The sequence below is a fragment of the Skermanella pratensis genome (assembly GCF_008843145.1).
Classification (GTDB): domain Bacteria; phylum Pseudomonadota; class Alphaproteobacteria; order Azospirillales; family Azospirillaceae; genus Skermanella; species Skermanella pratensis.
Genome location: NZ_CP030265.1, coordinates 2,192,328 through 2,211,367, shown reverse-complemented (window position 1 = coordinate 2,211,367; position 19,040 = coordinate 2,192,328). Strand labels below are relative to the sequence as shown.

Annotated in this window: 17 protein-coding genes; 6 read left to right on the top strand and 11 right to left on the bottom strand. The window is 69.2% G+C overall.

Translation table 11 applies throughout. The annotated features are described in order from the left end of the window. Window positions 1–120: 120 nt before the first annotated feature. Window positions 121–801 (bottom strand): Fe2+-dependent dioxygenase, encoded by a 681-nt coding sequence (locus tag DPR14_RS09975; protein WP_158044994.1) that lies wholly within the window; start codon window positions 799–801, stop codon window positions 121–123. Between the two features lie 46 nt (window positions 802–847). Then, a complete protein-coding gene (locus tag DPR14_RS09970; protein WP_158044993.1) occupies window positions 848–2,977 on the bottom strand; it encodes a TonB-dependent receptor in 2,130 nt (709 codons plus the stop codon). Between the two features lie 166 nt (window positions 2,978–3,143). Between DPR14_RS09970 and exbB the strand changes: the two genes are divergently transcribed. From exbB to DPR14_RS27315, 3 genes are all read left to right on the top strand, one after another. Beyond that, on the top strand, window positions 3,144–4,115 hold the full coding sequence (exbB, locus tag DPR14_RS09965; protein WP_158044992.1) for a tonB-system energizer ExbB: 972 nt from the start codon (window positions 3,144–3,146) through the stop codon (window positions 4,113–4,115). Between the two features lie 4 nt (window positions 4,116–4,119). Beyond that, window positions 4,120–4,566 carry a TonB system transport protein ExbD gene (exbD, locus tag DPR14_RS09960; RefSeq protein ID WP_158044991.1) on the top strand — a complete coding sequence of 149 codons (447 nt, stop codon included), beginning with the start codon at window positions 4,120–4,122 and terminating at the stop codon, window positions 4,564–4,566. 343 nt (window positions 4,567–4,909) lie between these two features. Further along, window positions 4,910–5,389 (top strand): energy transducer TonB family protein, encoded by a 480-nt coding sequence (locus DPR14_RS27315; protein ID WP_192499389.1) that lies wholly within the window; start codon window positions 4,910–4,912, stop codon window positions 5,387–5,389. Here the strand turns inward: DPR14_RS27315 and DPR14_RS09950 are convergent. Beyond that, a complete protein-coding gene (locus DPR14_RS09950; protein WP_158044989.1) occupies window positions 5,381–7,600 on the bottom strand; it encodes a tetratricopeptide repeat protein in 2,220 nt (739 codons plus the stop codon). The genes DPR14_RS27315 and DPR14_RS09950 overlap by 9 nt on opposite strands. A gap of 200 nt (window positions 7,601–7,800) precedes the next feature. On the opposite strand from DPR14_RS09950, the gene DPR14_RS09945 reads away from it, so the two are divergent. Next, a complete protein-coding gene (locus tag DPR14_RS09945; protein WP_158044988.1) occupies window positions 7,801–9,003 on the top strand; it encodes an alpha/beta hydrolase family protein in 1,203 nt (400 codons plus the stop codon). A gap of 71 nt (window positions 9,004–9,074) precedes the next feature. Then, the gene (locus tag DPR14_RS09940; RefSeq protein ID WP_158044987.1) at window positions 9,075–10,202 is read left to right on the top strand and encodes a zinc-dependent alcohol dehydrogenase family protein; all 1,128 of its coding nucleotides are present in this window, start codon (window positions 9,075–9,077) and stop codon (window positions 10,200–10,202) included. Window positions 10,203–10,337: 135 nt separating this feature from the next. Here the strand turns inward: DPR14_RS09940 and serA are convergent, their stop codons facing one another. The 8 genes from serA to DPR14_RS09900 form a co-directional block, all read right to left on the bottom strand. Then, window positions 10,338–11,915, bottom strand: coding sequence for a phosphoglycerate dehydrogenase (serA, locus tag DPR14_RS09935; RefSeq protein WP_158044986.1), 1,578 nt, complete (start codon window positions 11,913–11,915; stop codon window positions 10,338–10,340). A gap of 20 nt (window positions 11,916–11,935) precedes the next feature. Then, complete coding sequence (locus tag DPR14_RS09930; protein WP_158044985.1) at window positions 11,936–13,099, bottom strand: phosphoserine transaminase; 1,164 nt, start codon at window positions 13,097–13,099, stop codon at window positions 11,936–11,938. 166 nt (window positions 13,100–13,265) lie between these two features. After that, window positions 13,266–14,987, bottom strand: a complete 1,722-nt coding sequence (locus tag DPR14_RS09925) for a hypothetical protein (protein ID WP_158044984.1) — start codon at window positions 14,985–14,987, stop codon at window positions 13,266–13,268. A gap of 65 nt (window positions 14,988–15,052) precedes the next feature. Continuing rightward, complete coding sequence (locus DPR14_RS09920; protein WP_158044983.1) at window positions 15,053–15,517, bottom strand: MaoC family dehydratase; 465 nt, start codon at window positions 15,515–15,517, stop codon at window positions 15,053–15,055. Between the two features lie 58 nt (window positions 15,518–15,575). Next, a complete protein-coding gene (locus tag DPR14_RS09915) occupies window positions 15,576–16,022 on the bottom strand; it encodes a GNAT family N-acetyltransferase (RefSeq protein WP_211103959.1) in 447 nt (148 codons plus the stop codon). After that, window positions 16,019–16,819, bottom strand: coding sequence for a PhzF family phenazine biosynthesis protein (locus tag DPR14_RS09910; RefSeq protein ID WP_158044982.1), 801 nt, complete (start codon window positions 16,817–16,819; stop codon window positions 16,019–16,021). The genes DPR14_RS09915 and DPR14_RS09910 overlap by 4 nt, the downstream gene beginning before the upstream one ends. Window positions 16,820–16,838: 19 nt before the next feature. After that, window positions 16,839–17,285: a GNAT family N-acetyltransferase gene (locus tag DPR14_RS09905; protein WP_246149119.1), complete on the bottom strand. Its 447-nt coding sequence runs from the start codon at window positions 17,283–17,285 to the stop codon at window positions 16,839–16,841. Beyond that, window positions 17,273–17,485: a DUF1127 domain-containing protein gene (locus tag DPR14_RS09900; RefSeq protein ID WP_158044981.1), complete on the bottom strand. Its 213-nt coding sequence runs from the start codon at window positions 17,483–17,485 to the stop codon at window positions 17,273–17,275. Before DPR14_RS09900 ends, DPR14_RS09905 begins: the two co-directional genes overlap by 13 nt. Window positions 17,486–17,628: 143 nt before the next feature. Here DPR14_RS09900 and ehuR point away from each other — a divergent pair, with 143 nt between their 5' ends. After that, a complete protein-coding gene (gene ehuR / locus DPR14_RS09895) occupies window positions 17,629–19,035 on the top strand; it encodes a MocR-like ectoine utilization transcription factor EhuR (protein WP_158044980.1) in 1,407 nt (468 codons plus the stop codon). Window positions 19,036–19,040: the final 5 nt, after the last annotated feature.

Here is a 19,040-nt window from a genome sequence, read left to right as displayed (position 1 = left end):
ACAGTCTCTTTCCCCATGCGGGCCGGTAACGGAATCGTCACGCCCATCATCGGGTTCCAACCCATACTTGTCGATATGGTTTCGATCCGCTGACTCGGATTGCGGCCCGAGGGCTTGTTTTCACACCTCCGCCCAGCGCCGGATCAGGTTGTGGTAGCAGTTGGTCAGCGACACGACCGAGGGATGGTCGGGCATGTCCGCCGCGACGCCGTTGATCGCCATGTCCAGATCGAACAGGGTCGTCCGCGCCGCGTCGTCCCGGATGATGCTCTGTATCCAGAAGAAGGAGGCCCAGCGGCTGCCGCGGGTGATCGGCGTGACCCGGTGCAGGCTGGACGCGGGATAGACCACCATGTGGCCGGCCGGCAGCTTGACCGAATGGGCGCCGTAGGTGTCCTCGATCATCAGCTCACCGCCGTCGTACTCGTCCGGCCCGCTGAGGAACAGCGTCGCCGAGATGTCGGTCCTGATCCGGCCGCCCCCTCCCGGAAGCGGCCGGATCGCGTTGTCCACATGGGCGCCGAACGTCATGCCGGCGTCGTAGCGGTTGAACAGCGGCGGAAACACGCGCTCGGGCAAGGTGGCCGACATGAACACCGGGTTGGCATCCAGGGCCCGCAGGATCATGTCCCGCAGGCCCGGCAGCTCCGGGGCGCTCTCCGGAACCTGAAGGTTCTTCTTGGTCCTGGCCGACTGGTGGCCGGCGGTGACGCGGCCATCGACCCAGGCGGCTGATTCCAGGACGGCGCGGCAATGCGCCACCTGATCGGCGGTCAGCACGTCGGAAATATGGATCTGCACGGTGAAGCCTCCTCCAGATCGGTTGCCGGATCGATGGCCCTTATGGTCAGAAGCGCGCGCCGGCGCTCAGCACCAGGGTACGGCCGGCGGCGGGGATCACGTGCCCCTGGTAGATCCCGTCATAGATCTCCTCGTCGAAAAGGTTGTAGGCGTTGAGCGCCAGGCGGACGTCGTTGATCGTGTAGGACATCAGCGCGTCGAACCGCCAGTGGTCCGGCACCTCGACCGTGTTGGTGTTGTTCGCATAGCGGTCGCCGGTGTAGTAGGCCCCGGCCCCGATCTCAAGCCCCTCCAGCACCTCGTAGGTCGTCCAGGCGAAGCCGGAATGTTCGGGCGTGTTCTGCAGTGCCTTGCCGAGGGTCGCGTCGTTGGCCTTGGTGATCTCGCCGTCCAGGTAGGTGTAGCCTGCCAGCACCGTCCAGCGATCGGTCAGGCGGCCGTTGGCTTCCAGTTCGAAGCCGTCGACCCGCTGCTCGCCCTGGAGCACGGTGACCGAGGCGTCGATCGGATCGACCGTCCGCGCGTTGGTCTTCTCGATGCGGAACAGCGATCCGCCCAGCCCCAGATTGCCGCCCAGCAGCGAGAACTTGGCCCCGACCTCGAAAGTGCGGTTCTCCTCCGGCTCCAGCCCGACCTGGGCGGCGCTCAGGCTGGCGAACTCGGCGGAGGGGTTGAAGCTGGTGCCATAGGAGAAATAGTAGGTCTGCGCGTCGGTCGGCTCGTACACGACGGCGGCCCGCGTGCTCCACATGGTGTCGGTGCGGTCGAGGGAGACGCCGGCCACGCTCTCGTCGCTCTCCGCGCTGAAACGGTCCCAGCGCAGACCGGCGATGATCGACCACTGGTCGGTCAGCGCGATCCGGTCGGCGGCATACACGCCGAAGGTGGAAGCATTGGCGCTGGTGTCGGAGGTCAGGTTGCGCGGCGTGCCGACGCCGGCGTTCGGGTCCGGATCGAAGAGGGCGGCGGTCGGCAGCCCGGTGAAGCCGAAGCGCCGGGTCTCGACGTCCTCGTAGCCCAGTTCGACACCCGCGACCAGCGTGTGGCCGATCGGGCCGGTGTCGAAGGTGGCGGTCGCCGTGGCGTTGTTGTTGACCGTCCAGGTGTCGCTCTCCAGGCTCGGGCGGCTGCGGACGACCCGGATGGCAGGGATCGGCGTGCCGGCTGCGGCATTGACGCGCGGCGCGGTGGTCGTGGCGTCGCGGCTGTAGTAGCCGGCGCGCAGCGTGTTCGACAGCTTCAGCCAGTCGGTCGCGACATGGTCGAGCTTGGCGGTCACCAGGTCGACCTGCACGTCCTCGAAATCGTCGCGCAAGCCATAGAAGGTATCGATGTCGACCGGCGCCGGCCGGCCGAACACATAGGGGAGGCCGTAGTCGGGGATGTTGTCCTCCTCCTGGTGGAGGTAGGACAGGGTGAACCGGGTATCGGTGCCGAGGCCGAGCCCGATCGAGGGCGCGATGCCCCAGCGCTTCTGCTCGACCAGGTCGCGCCCGACCGTGTCCGAATCCTGTCCCATCACGTTCAGCCGGACGGCGGCGGTCGGCCCGACCGGCATGTTCAGGTCGGCCGTCCCGCGGAAGAACGGACCGTTGCCCAGGCTGATCTCCGCATTGTTGGAGCGTTCCATCGTCGGCGTCTTGGTGACAAGGTTGATCACGCCGCCGGTTGAGCCACGGCCGAACAGCAGGGACGACGGCCCCTTCAGCACCTCGACGGATTGCAGGTTGAAGGTGTCCCGGTTGTACTGGCCCGGATCGCGCGCGCCGTCCACGAACAGGTCGCCGCGTGCGGAGAAGCCGCGGATGGTCAGGGTGTCGCCCTGGGCGCCGCCCTCGCCGGCGTTGATCGAGATGCCGGGGACGTTGCGGACGGCCTCGCGCAGGCTGGTGATGTTCCTCTCCTCGATCAGTTCCCGCGGCACGACGCTGATCCCCTGCGGCGTGTCCTGGACCGAGGTGGGCAGCCGGTCGAGCGACGGCTGGCGCTCCATCGTGTTGCGGGTTTCCGGGCCGGTCACGGTGATCGGCGCCAAGGTCTCCACCTGGCTTTCGGACTCCGCGGAGGGCTCCTGGGCGGCGGCGGGAGCCAGGGCGGCCGATGCTGAAACCGTCAGCGCCGTCGTCAGTGCGAGCGAAGGTGCGAAACGGCAAAGTCCGGTATGCCTGATAGACATGAAATACAACTTTCTCCAATAAGTGCTACTAAGTCTTATTATCGACGTCAAACTGCCGCAATCCCTTTCTGCAAATGACTCGCAAAATCATTTGCATGACTGGACTGCGTCGCCTATGGATGAATCACCGATCCAACTGTCCGGGACCCCAACCGGGGAACGAAGCATGACGACACCCCGCGCCTTACGCTGGCTGCCCCTCACGATCATATCGCTGATGTGCCTTTCCACGGCCGCGCCGGGCCAGGTCCCGAATCCCATGGCGCCGCAGGCCGCACAGGAACAGCAGGTACAGGCGCAGGAACAGCCGGCGCAGGAAGTCCCGGACGTCCCCGCACCCGACGGGGCGGAAGAGCCTGCCGCGGCCGACCCTGCAGCGACCGACCCTGGCGCGGCGGATCCCGCTGCGGCGGAAGCCGCCGGAATGGAAGAAGCCGCGCCGGGTCCGGCAGCCCACGACCTGTCGCCGTGGGGCATGTTCATGGCGGCCGACATCGTCGTGAAGTCGGTCATGATCGGGCTTGCGCTGGCCTCGGTGCTGACCTGGACCGTGCTGGTCGCCAAGGCGGTCGAACTTGGCGCCGCCAAGCGGCGGGTCGCCCGGGCGCTCGGCGCGATCGGGTCGGCCCGTTCGCTGGCCGAGGCCGCCGAGCACAGCCGCCCGGCCTACGGCCCGGTCCACGGTTTCGTCAGGGCCGCGGTCGCGGAGCACGACCTGTGGTTCGCCGGAATGGACAAGGCAGGGTTGCGAGACCGCATCGCATCGCGCCTGGACCGCCTCGTCGCCTCCTCCAGCCGCCGCATGACGAAGGGCACCGGCATCCTCGCCACCATCGGATCGACGGCTCCGTTCGTCGGGCTCTTCGGCACCGTCTGGGGCATCATGAACAGCTTCATCGGGATTTCCGAGGCGCAGACGACCAACCTGGCGGTCGTGGCGCCCGGGATCGCCGAGGCGCTGCTCGCCACCGCCATGGGCCTCGTCGCCGCCATCCCGGCCGTCGTGATCTACAATGCGTTCGCCCGCGGCATCGCCGGCTACAAGGCCCTGCTGATGGACGCGGCGGCGGAGCTTCAGCGCCTCGCCTCGCGCGATGTCGACCGCGCGATGGTTTCCCTGCGCAAGGCGGCGGAGTAGCACCATGGCCGCCAAGCTGGACCAGGGCGACGACGACCTGGACGAAACCCACGAGATCAACGTCACCCCATTCATCGACGTGATCCTCGTGCTGCTGATCATCTTCATGGTCGCGGCACCGCTGGCGACGGTCGACGTCCCGGTGGACCTGCCCTCCTCCACCGCCAAGCCCCAGCCCAAGCCGGACAAGCCGCTCTACCTGACCGTCCAGGCCGACCTGTCCCTGGTCGTCGGGGACGAGGCGCTGGGCGAGGCGCCGCTGGCGCCGGCGCTGGACCGGGCGACCGGGAGCGACCGCGAACAGCGCATCTTCCTGCGCGCCGACAGGACGGTGGACTATGGCGACCTGATGTCCGTCATGAACGACCTGCGCGCCGCCGGGTACCTCAAGATCGCTCTCGTCGGCCTCGAAGGCATGGCCCCGGCCGTCCCCGCCGCCGCCCGGCCATGAGTTCCGATACCCTGCGCTGGGGCCTGAGCGCCGGTTTCGTGCTGGCGGTCCACGCCGGCATACTGGCCAGCGTGCTCGCCCTGGACACCCCGCCTCCCCCGGCGGAGGTCGCCGGCCCCATCCTGATCGACCTGCCGCCCGAACCGCCCCCGCCGGAACCGGCGGTCGAGGAGCCGGCGCCGCCGCCCCCGGAACCGCCGCCCCCGGAACCGCCGCCGCCGGAGCCCCCTCCTCCCGAGCCGCCCCCGCCGGAGCCGCCCCCGCCGGAGCCGGAGCCGATCCCGGAGCCTCCGCCGCCGGAGCCGCCCCCGAGGAGGAGCCCCCGCCGCAGGTCGAGCCGGAAGTGGCGCTGCCGGAAGTCACGCCGCCCAAGCCGCCCCGGCAGAAGCCGCCGCCGCCGCGCCCCAGGCCGGTCGAGCAGCCGCGTCCGCCCGAGCCGGCGCCGCCGGCCCCAGCACCTCCGCCGCCCGCTCCCGCGCCGGCCGCGGAAGCCGAGCCCGCACCGGCGAGGCCGCGGGCCGTGGCGCAGTCTTCGGTGATGCCGAGCTTCCAGCAGCGGCTGCTCCAGCACCTGAACCGGCACAAGCGCTATCCGCAATCCTCGCAGCGGATGCGCCAGCAGGGAACGGCGCTGCTGCGGTTCACCATGGACGCAGACGGGACCGTGCTGTCGTACCGGCTGGAGAAAAGCTCCGGCCACGACGCCTTGGACGAGGAGGTGCTGGAAATGATCCGGCGCGCCCAGCCCCTGCCCAAGATCCCGGCCGATCTGGACCGGAGCAGCCTGGAACTCGTCGTCCCGGTGCAGTTCGCGCTACGCTGAACCCCGTTCCAGCACCGACTCCAGCGCGCGCACGGCGCCGGAGTCGTGGAACGCCTTGGGCGCGGCGCGGCGCACCGCGTGGCGCAGGTCGGCGCGAAGGCGCCGGTCGCTTCCCAGGCGGACCGCGATCTCGACATAGCCGTCGCGGCACGAGGCGATCGTCTCCCGGATGCCGATCATCTCCAGGATCGCCGCGGAATGGCGCTGGCGCATCAGCACGCCGGGGAGCGTGACGATGGGCAGGCCGTGGGGCAAGGCCTCCAGCGCCGTGTTGTGTCCGGACCAGGACGGGTTGTCGAGGAACACGTCGGTCAGCCCTGCCACGGCGTGGAAGCGGGCATGGTCCATCTGGGGCAGGAAGCGGCAATGGCGGTCGGCGTCCAGCCCGGCCCGCGCGAAGGCGGCCGCGAGGCGCCGGCGGAAAATGAGCGCGACGCGCGGCGCCGGCATGTAGTCGATGAAGAGGAACAGCGCGTCCGGCAGGCGCGCCGCGATCCGGGCGAACAGGTCGTCGTCGCACGGCAGGTATTTGAAGAGCGACTGGCAGCACCAGAAGACCGGCGCGCCGTCGGGCAATCCAAGTTCGCTCCGGGTCAGCGGCACCGCCGGCGGGTCGAGCGGGCGGTACGCGTAGCCCAGGTTCGGCAGGGGCACCAGCGTCTCGCGATAATGGGCCTGCGCGCCCGCCGGCTCCATCAGGGCCGAGCTGAGATACAGGTCCATGGTCGGCAGGCCCGTCGTCACGGGGTGGCCGGTGGACATGGCCTGGACGGGTGCCAGGCGGAGGGCGGCGAGGCGTGCCGCCATCGGGTCCATGCCGACATCGCCGAAGACCAGGGCGTCCAGGTCGTCGCGCCGGATGGCTTCGGCCCAGTCCTCCACCCTGCCCGGTCCTCGGCGGAAAACCTGCGAAAGCGATTCGAACCGGGTGGTCTCGTCGTCCGACGCGGGGCCGGTGTGATAGCAGAACAGGGCGACCCGCGCGGGGTCGAACGCGTCCGCCCAGCCGCGCAGCGAGACGTTCACCGCCGAATGCCGGCCGATATGGCCGGCGACGAACCCGATCCTGAGGGGTCCGCCATTCCGGCGCCGGGGAGCCAGCGGCTGGGAGAACTCCGGGTAGCCAGCGGCCATCAGGACGGAAACCAGGTCGCCGTAGACGGTCTGGAGCATCAGGTCGCAGCGCCCCTGGTAGGCCAGGTAGAAGGGTTGGCTGCCGCCCACCGCCGCCGCGGCAGCCGCGCGTTCGGCCGCCGGGGCGGCGGCGTAATGATCGGCCAGCTCCTCCAGGCGGCTGGCATAGGCTTCCCGGGCGCGGTCTACCTCGCCCATGTCGCGGTAGATGATCGGCAGTTCGGCGAAGCAGCGGCGGAACCGGGAGGATGCATCGAGGCGGTCGACCGCCAGGGCGCGGCCGAAGCATTTCCGGGCCTCGTCGTGGCGGCCCAGTTCCTGGAGTGCCGTGCCGAGGGTGAGTTGCGCGCCGCCATGGGCCGGATCGGTCGCCAGGGCGCTTCGGTAGCGGGAGGCCGCCTCGGCGGCGCGGCCGGCGGAAAGCGCCTGGTTGCCGAGCAGCAGATGCGCCTCCGTCAGGTTCGGGTAGAGGGCGAGGGCGGCACGGCAGAGGCCGGCGGCATCCTCCGCCGACCCGTCCTCCCGAAGCAGGGCGGACGCCGCCAGCATCGCGCCGGTATGATCGGGCCAGCGGCGGAGAACAGCGCCGTAGCAGTCCGCCGCGCTCGCCCTGTCGCCGGTCCGCTTCAGCAGGTTGCCCAGGTTCAGGCGCAGGCCGGCATGGTCGGGGGAATGGTCGAGCGCGCGCCGGTACGTAGCCATGGCGGCGGGAAAGTCGCCCAGATCCCCCAAAGCGCCAGCCAGCACAAGCGCCGCGTGGGCATCGCCGGGGCGGGAGGCGACCACGGGGGCGATCACGTCGCGGGCTTCCGCCGGACGCCGCAGGTCAGCGAGGAGCGCCGCGCGATTGAGCGCCACGGCCGGGTGGCCCGGCAGCAGCCGGTCGGCCCGTCCCAGCGCCGCCAGCGCCGCTGACCGGTCGCCCGCCCGCCGGAGCGCCGCAGCCATGTTGTTGTACAGCGTGAAGTCGTCCGGCCGGTCGGCGATGGCGCGGCGGTAGATCCCGGCGGCCTCCGACGGGCGTCCCTCGGCCATGCGGGACCGGGCAGCTTCTTCTGTCGCGGCAGGCTCGGACATGGTGCCTCCGAAGACGGGGCGGGTGAGAGGCTGGAACTGAGGCAGCGACCCTAGCGCCCCGGCCGGTCGCGGGACAACACAAACCGGCGGGATGCCGGCCGACGCTTCGGGCCGCCGATCGATTGCGGCACTAACCGTTTTTTCACCACGCCTGCCCGACCCTGGGTCCGAGCATTAACCATGGGAATCGGGTTGCGGCGATGGATTGGGTTCGGGACCGGCTGGGGCGGGCTTCGACGGGCGTTTTGGCGGGGCTGGCGATCGGGTTGGCGGCCGTGCTGGCGGCGCCCGCGCATGCGGCTGCCGCTGCACCGGCGGCGAAGCCGGCCATGTGGGTGGAACCGGCCGTTCCGGAGCAGGCTCCGCTGGGACCCGGGCGGGCCGCGGGTGCCATCGTGTGGGCTCATGGCCTGTCGCTTCACGAGGAGGATTCACGCGCACCGACGCCGCCCTATATCCGCGCCCTGGCCGAACAGGGCTGGGACACCTTCAGGCTCAACCGGCTGCGTCAGGCCGACAGCCTGAACGGAACGGGAGCCCGGCTGGCCAAGGCCGCCCGCGACCTGCGCGCCCAGGGCTATGCGCGAATCGGGCTGGCCGGCCAGAGCTTCGGGGCCTTCGCCGCCCTGGCGGCGGTCGCCGAGGACGGCGTCGCCGACGCGGTGGTCGCCACCGCCCCCGCCGCCTACGGCAGCTTCACCGATTCGTTCGGCACCTGGCGGGCCAACGCGACGGAGCTTTACCGCCTGCTGCGCCAGGTCGGGACGACGCCGCTGATGATGGTCTTCTTCCACGGTGACGGCTACGACCCCGGCGGTCGCGGGGACATGACGCGGGTGATCCGCGGCGAACGCCCCGTGCGCGACCTGATCATCGACCAGCCGGCCGACCTGATCGGCCATTCCGCCGCCGCGAGCGGGCTGTTCGCCCGCCGGTTCGCCGGCTGCATCGGCCGCTTCGTCGCGGGAGAGATCCGCACGCCCGCGGACGAGACCACCTGCGAGACCTCCTGGGGACGCCGCCCGAGCGCCGACCTGGGCAGTACCGGAGGCACCCCCAGGTTCGGGTCGACGCTGGCCTCGGTGAAGCCGGCGGTCGCGACCGACCTGACGGGTTCCTGGTACGGGTTCTACCGGAACGGCCGCGAAGTGATGCTGAACATCGAGCAGGTCGAAGGCGACCGCGTCGTCGCCAGCTACCTGCTGGGCTCCGGCCTGATGGCTCAGGAGCGGGCGGAATCGTCGCGCAGGGAGGGGTCCTTCGCCGGCGGCGAACTGGTGTTCGACGAACCGGCGCTCAACCAGCTCCGCTTCCGGCTGCGCCCCGACGGCGCCCTGGCGGGGTCCTGGCAGGCCAGGGACGGCAGCGCCACCCTGGACACGGTGCTTCGCCGGATGCCCTGAATTATCAGCCCGTGCGGCCGGCGGAATGCGCTATTCATGACGGAGGGAGACCAATACCCGAGGGGGAAGCGATGAAGGCGAAAGCCGCCGTACTGCACGAGATCGGGCTTCCCAGGCCCTATGCGGACAGCAAGCCGCTGCACATCGAGGAGATCGAGCTGGCGCCTCCCGGCCGCGGCGAGATGCTGGTCCGGATCAAGGCCGCCGGCCTGTGCCATTCCGACCTTTCCGTCATCAACGGCGACCGGCCCCGGCCGATGCCCATGGCGCTGGGGCACGAGGCGGCCGGCATCGTCGAGGAGATCGGCGACGGGGTGACGGAGTTCCAGCCGGGCGACCATGTCGCCCTGGTCTTCGTGCCCAGCTGCGGGCTGTGCGGTCCCTGCTCCGAGGGGCGGCCCGCCCTGTGCGAGCCGGGCGCCGCGGCCAACGGCGCCGGCACGCTGCTGGGCGGCGGCATGCGGATCACCGGTCCGCAGGGCCAGCCGGTCCACCACCATGTCGGAGTTTCGGCCTTCGCCGAGTTCGCCGTGGTCTCCGCCCGGTCCGCCGTGAAGATCGACGACACCATCCCGTTCGACGAGGCGGCGCTGTTCGGCTGCGCCGTGCTGACCGGCGTCGGCGCGGTGGTCAATACGGCCAAGGTCTTTGCCGGCGCCAGCGTCGCGGTGATCGGGCTGGGCGGCGTCGGGCTGAACGCCATGCTGGGCTGCATCATGGCCGGCGCCGACCGGATCATCGCCATCGACATGATCGACCGCAAGCTGGACCTTGCCCGGCCATTGGGTGCGACCGACGTCTTCAACGCCGGGACGCCCGACGTGGAGGCCCGGATCAAACAGGCGACCGGCGGCGGGGTGGACTACGCGTTCGAGATGGCGGGTTCCGCCCCGGCTCTGGAGATGGCTTACCGGATCACCCGCCGCGGCGGCACCACGGTGTCCTCCGGCCTCGCCAACCCCGCCAAGATGATGTCGATCCCGGCGGTCTCCCTGGTCGCGGAGGAGCGGACGCTGAAGGGCAGCTACCTGGGCGGCGGCGTGCCCAAGCGCGACATTCCCCGCTACATCCGGATGTTCAAGAAGGGCAAGCTGCCGGTGGACGCCCTGATGAGCGAGCGCATCGGGCTGGACGAGATCAACGAGGCGTTCGACAAGCTGGCGGACGGCGCCGCAGTGCGCCAGCTCGTGATGTTCTGATGGTCCAGTACGCCGGAATTTCGTAGGTCGGCCTTGGCCCGCAGGGCCGACGCCGACATCACGGAGGGAGCGTCGGCGCATGGTGTCGGCGTTCGCCTGACGGCGAAGGCCGACCTACGATTGCATGTACCGACCTCAGAAGCTCAGCGCCTTGGCCCTGACCACGCTCGGCAGGGTGCCGATCCTGTGCAGAAGCTCGTCGCTGATCTGCTGGTCGACCGACACCAGGGCGATCGCGTTCTCCCCGGGTGCCGTCCGGCCCAAGTGGAAGGTCGCGACGTTCACTCCGGCGCTCCCCAGCGTCGTACCGAGATGGCCGATGAAGCCGGGCTTGTCCTCGTTGCGGATGAACAGCATGTGGCTGGACACCTCGGCCTCGATCGGCACTTCCTCGATTCCGACGATCCGGGGCTTCTCGCCGCCGAACAGGGTGCCGGTCAGGGACCGGCTGCGCTGCTCGGTATGGACGATCACGCGCATCAGGGTCTGGTAGTCGCTGGCCCGCTCGCGTTTGGTCTCCGCGATCTCGATGTCGCGTTCGCGCGCGATCACCGGGGCGTTGACCATGTTGACGCTGTCCAGCAGCGGCTTCAGCAGGCCCATCAGGACGAGGGCGGTCAGCGGCCGGGTGTTCAGCTCGGCGACGTGCCCCTCGTACTCGACCGTGACGCCCTTCAGGCCGCTCTCGGTGATCTGCCCGGCGAAGCTGCCGAGCTGTTCGGCGAGCTGCATGTAGGGCCGCAGCTTGGGCGCGTCCTCCGCCGAGACGGACGGCATGTTCAGCGCGTTGACCACGGCGCCGGAGACGAGATAGTCCGCCATCTGCTCCGCCACCTGGAGCGCCACGTTCTCCTGCGCCTCGGTGGTGCTGGCGCCAAGGTGCGGCGTGCAGATCACCCGCTCCATGCCGAACAGCGGGTTCTCCTTCGCCGGCTCCGCCGCGAACACGTCGAGGGCGGCGCCCGCCACGTGGCCGCTCTCGATCGCCGCCTTCAGGTCCTCCTCGACGATCAGGCCGCCGCGCGCGCAGTTGATGATCCGGACGCCCTTCCGGCACTTGGCCAGCGACTCGGCGTTGAGCAGGTTGCGGGTGCCGTCGGTCAGTGGCGTGTGCAGGGTGATGAAGTCGGCCCGGGCCAGCAGATCGTCCAGCTCGACCTTCTCCACGCCCAGGTCGACCGCCCGCTCGTGGCTGAGGAACGGGTCGTAGGCGACGACGCGCATCTTCAGCCCCAGCGCCCGGTCGGCGACGATCGAACCGATGTTGCCGCAGCCGACCACGCCCAGCACCTTGGCCGTCAGCTCGACGCCCATGAAGCGGTTCTTCTCCCACTTGCCGGCGTGGGTCGAGGTATTGGCCGCCGGTATTTCACGGGCGAGCGCGAACATCATGGCGACGGCGTGCTCGGCCGTGGTGATCGAGTTGCCGAACGGCGTGTTCATCACGACGACGCCGCGCGCCGTCGCGGCCGGGATGTCCACGTTGTCCACCCCGATGCCCGCTCGGCCGACCACCTTCAGGCTGGCCGCGGCGGACAGGATGTCCTTGGTCACCTTGGTGGCGGAGCGGATCGCGAGGCCGTCGTAGCCGCCGATGATCTCCTTCAGCTCGTCGGGCTTCAGGCCGGTCTTGACGTCTACCTCGACGCCGCGCTCGCGGAAGATATCGACCGCGCGCGGGCTCAGGCTGTCCGAAATAAGGACCTTGGGCATTCTGGTATCTTCCTTCCGGGTCAGCCGGCCTTGACGGTTTCCGACTTCACGGTCTCGTAAGCCCACTCGATCCAGGGGATCAGGGCTTCGATGTCGCTCCGGTCGATCGTGGCGCCGCCCCAGATCCGCAGGCCGGGAGGCGCGTCGCGGTATGAGGCGGCATCCAGGGCGACGCCCTCCTTCTCCAGCAGGGCCGCCACCTTCTTGGCGACGTCCGCCTGGGCGGCGGCATCCAGGGCGGTGATCTCCGGATCGACGATCTTCAGGCAGATCGAGGTGCAGGAGCGGATCGACGGATCGACCGCCAGGAAATCGATCCAGGGCGTCCGGGCGACCCAGTCGGCCAGCGCCCGCAGGTTGCCTTCGGAACGTTCGATCAATCCGGGAAGGCCGCCGACCGACCGGGCCCATTTCAGGCCGTCGATCGCGTCCTCCACCGCCAGCATGGACGGCGTGTTGATCGTCTCGCCCTTGAAGATGCCTTCGTTGAGCTTGCCGTCCTTGGTCATGCGGAAGATCTTGGGCATCGGCCAGGACGGCTTGTAGCTCTCCAGCCGGGCCACGGCGCGCGGGCTCAGCACCAGCATGCCGTGCTGCGCCTCGCCGCCCAGCACCTTCTGCCAGGACCAGGTGACCACGTCCAGCTTGTCCCAGGGCAGGTCCATCGCGAAGGAGGCCGAGGTCGCGTCGCAGATCGCCAAACCCTCGCGGTCGGCCGGGATCCAGTCGCCGCCGGGGACGCGCACGCCTGACGTGGTACCGTTCCAGGTGAACACCACGTCATGGCTGAAATCGACCTGGGACAGGTCGGGCAGCGACCCGTAATCGGCCTGGAGCGTCCGGGTATCGGCAAGCTTCAGCTGTTTGACCACGTCGGTCACCCAGTCCTTGCCGAAGCTTTCCCACGCCAGCATGTCCACCGGACGGGCGCCCAGCAGCGACCACATCGCCATCTCGACGGCGCCGGTGTCGGAGGCCGGGACGATGCCGATGCGATAGTCGGCGGGAATGCCGAGGATCGACCGGCTGAGCTCGATCACCTCCGCGAGCTTGGCCTTGCCGGGCTTGGAGCGGTGGGACCGGCCGAGCAGCGCGTCGGAGAGCGCCTCCAGCGTCCAGCCCGGACGCTTCGCACAGGGACCGGAGGAAAAATGGGTATTCTTTGGCCGCGCAGTCGGCTTCATGGAGGCTATTCCTTGCAGAATAGTTGCAACCCGTTGGGGGGTTGTGGCCCGGCGCGGATACTAGTTACCGACCTTTGCCAAATCAACGGCGCAATTCCGTTCCGCGTCCGCGGCATGACGGCACAAGATAATTAGCAAGGAAGCATCCCTTCCGGATCGCGGCGGCTCAGGCCGCGGCGCCGGGGAACCCGACCGACCAGAGCGCCGACTGGAGCCTGGCCATGCCCTGCTTCCGTTCCGCTTCGCTGCCGAAGCGCTTGGCCCAGGTCATCTGGAAGTCGGGGCTCTTTATGGCGCGATCCAGCGTTTCGGCGACGAAGGTGCGGGCGCGCCCCTCGGGAAAGCTGACCTGCCCGCAGACCTTCAGGAGCACGGCGATCCGCTCCGCCAGCGGCTTCTTCAATCCCATCACGCCGTTGCGGAGGGCGTCGAACGCGGCGCCGTCCAGGTCGCGCAGGATCGGCGCCGTCACGTCGTCCGCCAGGCCGGCCAGACGGATCGAGGACTGGAGTTCGACCAGGACCTCCACCGTCGCGATCGCGGTCCTGCGACCGCCGGTCGCCTCGCGGAGCAGCGGCTCGGCAGCGATCAGGCCGGTGAGATGCCGCCGCAGCCTCGCCTTGTCCGGTTCGCCGGGAACCATCCGGATCAGGCGGCTGAGCCGGTCGATCCGCTCGGACTGGGTGCGCAGCCCCTCCAGCTCCGTGGCGACCCGCGCCTCCGTAAGGACGGAGCCGATCCGCTGCTCAAGGGTCGCCCGGATCTCCTCGTCGGCGCCGAACCGGGCGTTGACCTCGGACAGCCAGCGGCCGAGCGCGCTGACCGCCTCGATCTCCTGGAACAGGCCTTCCTCGGGCCGCAGGGCCGACCGTCCGGACAACTCGACCAGAAGCCGCCGGCGCAGCACCGAGCGGCAGCGGGGCAGCAGGTTCGCCATCATCAGGGTATTGAGCCGGGCGAGCCCGATCAGCGGTCCGCCGTCCGGATAGGCGAAGGTGCCGGCATCCAGTTCGGCCAGCAGGATCACCGTCTGGTCCGGCCGCAGCCGCCCGCCGCGCAGTTCGCGCAGGCTGGGCGGCGCATCGAGGATCTCAGCCGCCAGCATGTCGATCAGCTTGTAGTGCCGGACCTCCAGGCCGGGCTGGACCAGCTGGGCCAAGCGCGACAGCTTCTCCCCCCAGCTCCCCGCCCCAGTCAGGTAACGGGTCAGGGCGCGCAGGCAATGGTAGGAGAAGTCCTCGCCGTCGGGATAGCGGCTCTCGATCTCCCAGACCACCGCGAGGAACTTGCCCGCCTCGATCTGGGGGATCGAGTGCTTGCGGTCGTCGGCGTGCAACGCCTCGATCGCCTTGTGGACCGCGTCGATCAGTTCGATGTAGCGCGCCTTGCCGGCCTTGGACGCGTCCTTCGCACCCTGGACCTGGGCCATTGCCGCGCGCTGGATCGCCCCCTCCACCATGCCCTTGCCGGAAGCCAGCTCGGTGGTGTTCCTGACGGAATGGATCAGCTCCAGCGGGGTCAGCCGGCGCGGTTCCAGGAAGCGGGCGAGCAGGACGCGGATATCGTCGCGGGTCTGCTCCCGATGGAAGTCCTGCCGGGTGCGGCAGGGCGTGCGACCGCCCAACGTCGGCATGCCGACGGGATCGGGGTCGGTCCGGCCGGGCGCCACCCATTTCAGCAGGATCGTGCGGTCGGAATGGTCGAACCCGGCGAAGCGGGTGGCGCGCACCACCCGGACCCCATCCAGTCCGCGCAGCGCCAGCACCTTCTCCGCCGCCTTCAGCAGCGTCGCGGCGGACGGAGACTCGACCGCAGGCTGCCACGCCCCGTCCTGGAGCATGTGCATCTCGTATTCGGCACTGACTTCGACGGACGTGCGGTCGGGCATGTAAGCGCCACCCCCACTACAGAGGAAGTCATTTATACACCATGGGACCAGAAAAAGAATAGATGTTACACGGAGATCGTTTCGGGAGTTCTCCGCGCAACGATATGATCCAATAGAATGCTAAGTACTTGTTCGTCCCGTTGATTATAAGTATTGTACTGAAGCCTGACCTTTCCCCGGTCATCCCGACTCCGGGATGGCTGGACTTCGGTTACTTCGACAACTACCTTAAGCGTGTCGCCGGGGCGGACCGGACGAAGCCAGCGGAGCTGGTCGCCGCCGCTGCCGCCCATGCTGCTGTCATGGATGATGCCGGTGTCGCGCAGCAGCCGGAAGGTCAGCGCCAGGGTCTGGAACCCGCTGGCGATCAGGCCGCCATAGGGACCATTGGCGGCGGCGACCGCATCCACATGGAACGGCTGCGGGTCGTACATCAGCGCGAAATCGATGATCTGGGCCTCGGTCAGGGTGATCCCCGCCGTCCCGAACCGGTCGCCCACGCGAAAATCCTCGAAAAACATCGACTTCATGCGCTTGGTCTCTCCCCCGTGGCGGGCCCCAATGGCGGGCCCCAGTGGCGGGCCGTGGTCACAGCCTCTTCGTCAGATGGATGATGCCGTCCGATGCACCGGCAGGCCCGGCCGGAACGGGCTCGAAGCCCAGCGACCGGTAGAGCGCCTGGGCGGCGGCCATGGACGGCAACGTTTCCAGATGCATACCGGTATAGCCGCGCCGGCGCGCTTCATCCAGCGCCGCCTCGCACAGGCGGCGCCCCAGCCCGTCTCCGCGCCTGTCGTCGCGGACATAGAGCCGCCGCATCTCGCAGCCGCCGGCAGACGGCGCGAGGCCGACCACCCCAACGGCTTCACCGTCCTGCCGGGCCAGCAGCCACAGGCCGGGAAGTGCGGCGACCTCGCGCTCGTAGCCCTTGAAGCAGATCGCGAAGTCCATCGCCCTGCCATAGTCCATCAGCAGGCCGCGGACGGCGGTGATGTCGTCTTCCCCGGCCGCTTCGGTGATAAAGACGCCGGTCACAGGTATACGGTGCCTTCCATGTACAGCATGGCCTTGCCGGAGATCATCACCCGGTCGCCGCGCAGCTCGCACCACAATTGGCCCCCGCGCGCGGAGAGCTGGCGTGCGGACAATTCGGTCTTGCCCAGCCGTTCCGACCAGTAGGGCACCAGCGTGCAATGGGTCGAGCCGGTGACCGGGTCCTCCGGGATGCCATGGTGGGGAGCGAAGTAGCGGGACACGAAATCGACGTCCCCGCCCGGCGCCGTCACCAGCACGCCGCGGTCGAGCCGGGAAAGCACCCCCATGTCGGGCCTCAGGGACGCGATGGACGCCGCGTCGTCATAGACGACCATGTAGTCGCGGGCGGTCAGCAGGTCGGACGGAGCCGGGCCGCCGAGCGCCGCGGCGAGATCGGCGAGGATGGCCTCCTGGTCCTCCGCCGGCCGCTCGGGCGGGCGGACCGGGAAGTCGAGGGTATAGAGGTCGCCGCGCCGGGTTACCGTCAGGTTTCCCGCGTCCTGGGTGGCGAAATCGACCCGCTCGGTGCCGGGGCGCAGGATCGACATGATGACATAGGCGGAAGCCAGGGTCGCATGGCCGCACAGATCGACCTCCGTGGTTGGCGTGAACCAGCGCAGCCGGTAGCCCTCCTGCCCTTCCGGGACGAAGAAGGCGGTTTCGGCCAGGTTGTTCTCCGCCGCGAGGTCCTGCAGCGTCGCGTCCGGCAGCCAGATGTCCAGCGGCATCACCGCCGCCGGATTGCCGGCGAAGACCGTGTCGGTGAAGGCATCGACCTGATAAATCCGTTGGCTCATGGCGTCTCTCGTTCGGGTCTCAATCGGGCAGGTTGGTGAAGTCGAAACAGTTCGGATGCCGTTCCAGCCCCACCTTTTCGTAGAATTCGATCGCTGCGGGGGCCGACAGCAGGATGCAGCGCACGGCATCTCCACCCGCGGCGGTCCGCGTCCGGGTCATCAATGCCCGGCCGATGCCCCGCCCCTGCCACTGCCGGTCGACCGCCAGGTCGGACAGGTAGCAGCAATAGCTGAAGTCGGTGACCGACCGGGCGACGCCGACCAGATTGTCTCCGTCCCGCGCGGTGACGATCAGGTCCGCCTGGGCCAGCATCCCGGAAATCCGCTCGGGCTGATCGACCGGGCGGCGCTCGGCAAGGCCGGATCGGCGCAGGACGTCGATGAACTCGGCCGGAGTGAGATCCGGTTCGCACCGGAACCGGATCTCGGCACCGCTCCTGTCGGTGAACGGCTTCAGGTCCGCCAAAACGGCTTGCTCCCCTCATGATTCGCCTCAGACCGGCTGACACCGATATCCTTCAGCATGTCGTCGCTGAGCGCAAGCAGCTGCCGTCTCTGGACAGCGTTCTCGCGCCACGTCATGAGGATCTCGAAGAGGGCGGACAGGACGGCCAGGATCTGGCGGACGGCGATGCCGCCGACGATGCGGAGAGACGTTGCGGTCATTGCCGGCGTCCCCTTCCGGGGAGGTGTGGCGGCGTCAATTGTATGCATACAATCCCCCATTCCTGTAGCGTTCTGCCTCGCTGAATTCGAGACAATGCGATTATTGCTTGCTTGGAATAGGGGTCAATGATTACATTGTCACCATGACAACTTGGCTTCCCGATCTCGGCAGATATCCCGGTCCGCGTTACCGGGCCATCGCCGACGCGCTGGCGGCGGACATCGCCGCGGGCCGGCTTTCCGTCGGCACCCGCCTTCCGACTCACCGCGACTTGGCCTACCACTTGAAAGTCACGGTCGGCACGGTCACGCGCGCCTATGCCGAAGCGGAGAGGCGCGGCTTGGTCGGGGGTGAGGTCGGCCGGGGCACCTACGTGAAGGCGGGGACGGTACGGAGCGCCGGGGACGAGTGGCCGCAACTGCCGCCCCCGCCCGGCGACACGCCGGCGGTGGTCGACATGTCGCTTTGCACGCCCAGCGCCGCCGGCGTGGCGGAAGGCTTGGCGGTCCTGTTCGCCGGCATGACCGATCCGGCCGGCTTCGCCGACATGCTCGAATACCCGCCCCATGGCGGGCTGCCCGCCCACCGGGAGGCGGGATCGCGGTGGCTGGCCCGGCACCAGATTTCGGTCGGGCCGGAGAACGTGCTGGTCACCAGCGGCGCGCAGAACGGCATGGCCATCGCCTTCACGACGGTCACCCGGCCGGGCGACCTGATCCTGACCGAGCGGCTGACCTATTTCGGGATGAAGGCGCTGACCGCCACCCTGGGGCTGCGGCTGGAGGGGCTTGCCATGGACGACGACGGGCTGCTGCCCGACGCGTTCGAATCGGCCTGCCGGCAGTCGGCGCCGAAAGCGCTCTACACCGTGCCGACCCTGCACAATCCGACGACGGCGATCATGCCGCGGGAGCGGCGCCTGCGGATCATCGAGATCGCGCGCCGGTACGGCGTCACCATCGTGGAGGACGACGTCTTCGGCTTCCTGGTGCCCGACGGGCCTCCGCCGTTCCAGGTGCTGGCGCCCGATATCACGCTGCACATCAGCAGCCTGTCCAAGAGCATCGCGCCGGGCCTCCGGATCGGCTACCTGGTGGCGCCGGCCCGGCTGATGCCGCGCCTGGAAGCCACGATGCGGGCGCTGAACTACGCGGTGCCGCCGCTGATGGGCGAACTGGCGACCCGCTGGATCGAGGACGGCAGCGCCGACCGTTTCGCCGAGACCCAGTGCCGGGAATGCCGCGCGCGCCACGCCATGGCGGCGGAGATCCTGCGCGACGGCCCCGCCGTCGCGGTACCCTCGGTCGGGCAGCATCTCTGGCTGAAGCTTCCCGAACCCTGGCGGCGGGAGGATTTCGTGGCCGAAACCCGCAGCCGGGGCATCATCGTGACCGGCGCCGACGTTTTCATGGTCGGCCGGGGCGCCGCCCCCCACGCGGTTCGCGTCGGCTTGTCGATGCCGGCCCGCCGCGAGGACGTGCGCCACGGGCTGGAGGTGATCGCCGACCTGCTGTGCAGCCCGGTCGGGGCGACGGTTTCGATGGTGTGATCGGG

Bases quoted from the DNA above. Each gene is read 5' to 3' on its own strand.
- DPR14_RS09925 (WP_158044984.1), bottom strand. From the start codon at position 14,987: ATGCCCGACCGCACGTCCGTCGAAGTCAGTGCCGAATACGAGATGCAC.
- ehuR (WP_158044980.1), top strand. From the start codon at position 17,629: ATGACAACTTGGCTTCCCGATCTCGGCAGATATCCCGGTCCGCGTTAC.
- exbB (WP_158044992.1), top strand. From the start codon at position 3,144: ATGACGACACCCCGCGCCTTACGCTGGCTGCCCCTCACGATCATATCG.
- DPR14_RS09950 (WP_158044989.1), bottom strand. From the start codon at position 7,600: ATGTCCGAGCCTGCCGCGACAGAAGAAGCTGCCCGGTCCCGCATGGCC.
- DPR14_RS09920 (WP_158044983.1), bottom strand. From the start codon at position 15,517: ATGAAGTCGATGTTTTTCGAGGATTTTCGCGTGGGCGACCGGTTCGGG.
- DPR14_RS09910 (WP_158044982.1), bottom strand. From the start codon at position 16,819: ATGAGCCAACGGATTTATCAGGTCGATGCCTTCACCGACACGGTCTTC.
- exbD (WP_158044991.1), top strand. From the start codon at position 4,120: ATGGCCGCCAAGCTGGACCAGGGCGACGACGACCTGGACGAAACCCAC.
- DPR14_RS09900 (WP_158044981.1), bottom strand. From the start codon at position 17,485: ATGACCGCAACGTCTCTCCGCATCGTCGGCGGCATCGCCGTCCGCCAG.
- DPR14_RS09945 (WP_158044988.1), top strand. From the start codon at position 7,801: ATGGATTGGGTTCGGGACCGGCTGGGGCGGGCTTCGACGGGCGTTTTG.
- DPR14_RS09940 (WP_158044987.1), top strand. From the start codon at position 9,075: ATGAAGGCGAAAGCCGCCGTACTGCACGAGATCGGGCTTCCCAGGCCC.
- serA (WP_158044986.1), bottom strand. From the start codon at position 11,915: ATGCCCAAGGTCCTTATTTCGGACAGCCTGAGCCCGCGCGCGGTCGAT.
- DPR14_RS09970 (WP_158044993.1), bottom strand. From the start codon at position 2,977: ATGTCTATCAGGCATACCGGACTTTGCCGTTTCGCACCTTCGCTCGCA.
- DPR14_RS09930 (WP_158044985.1), bottom strand. From the start codon at position 13,099: ATGAAGCCGACTGCGCGGCCAAAGAATACCCATTTTTCCTCCGGTCCC.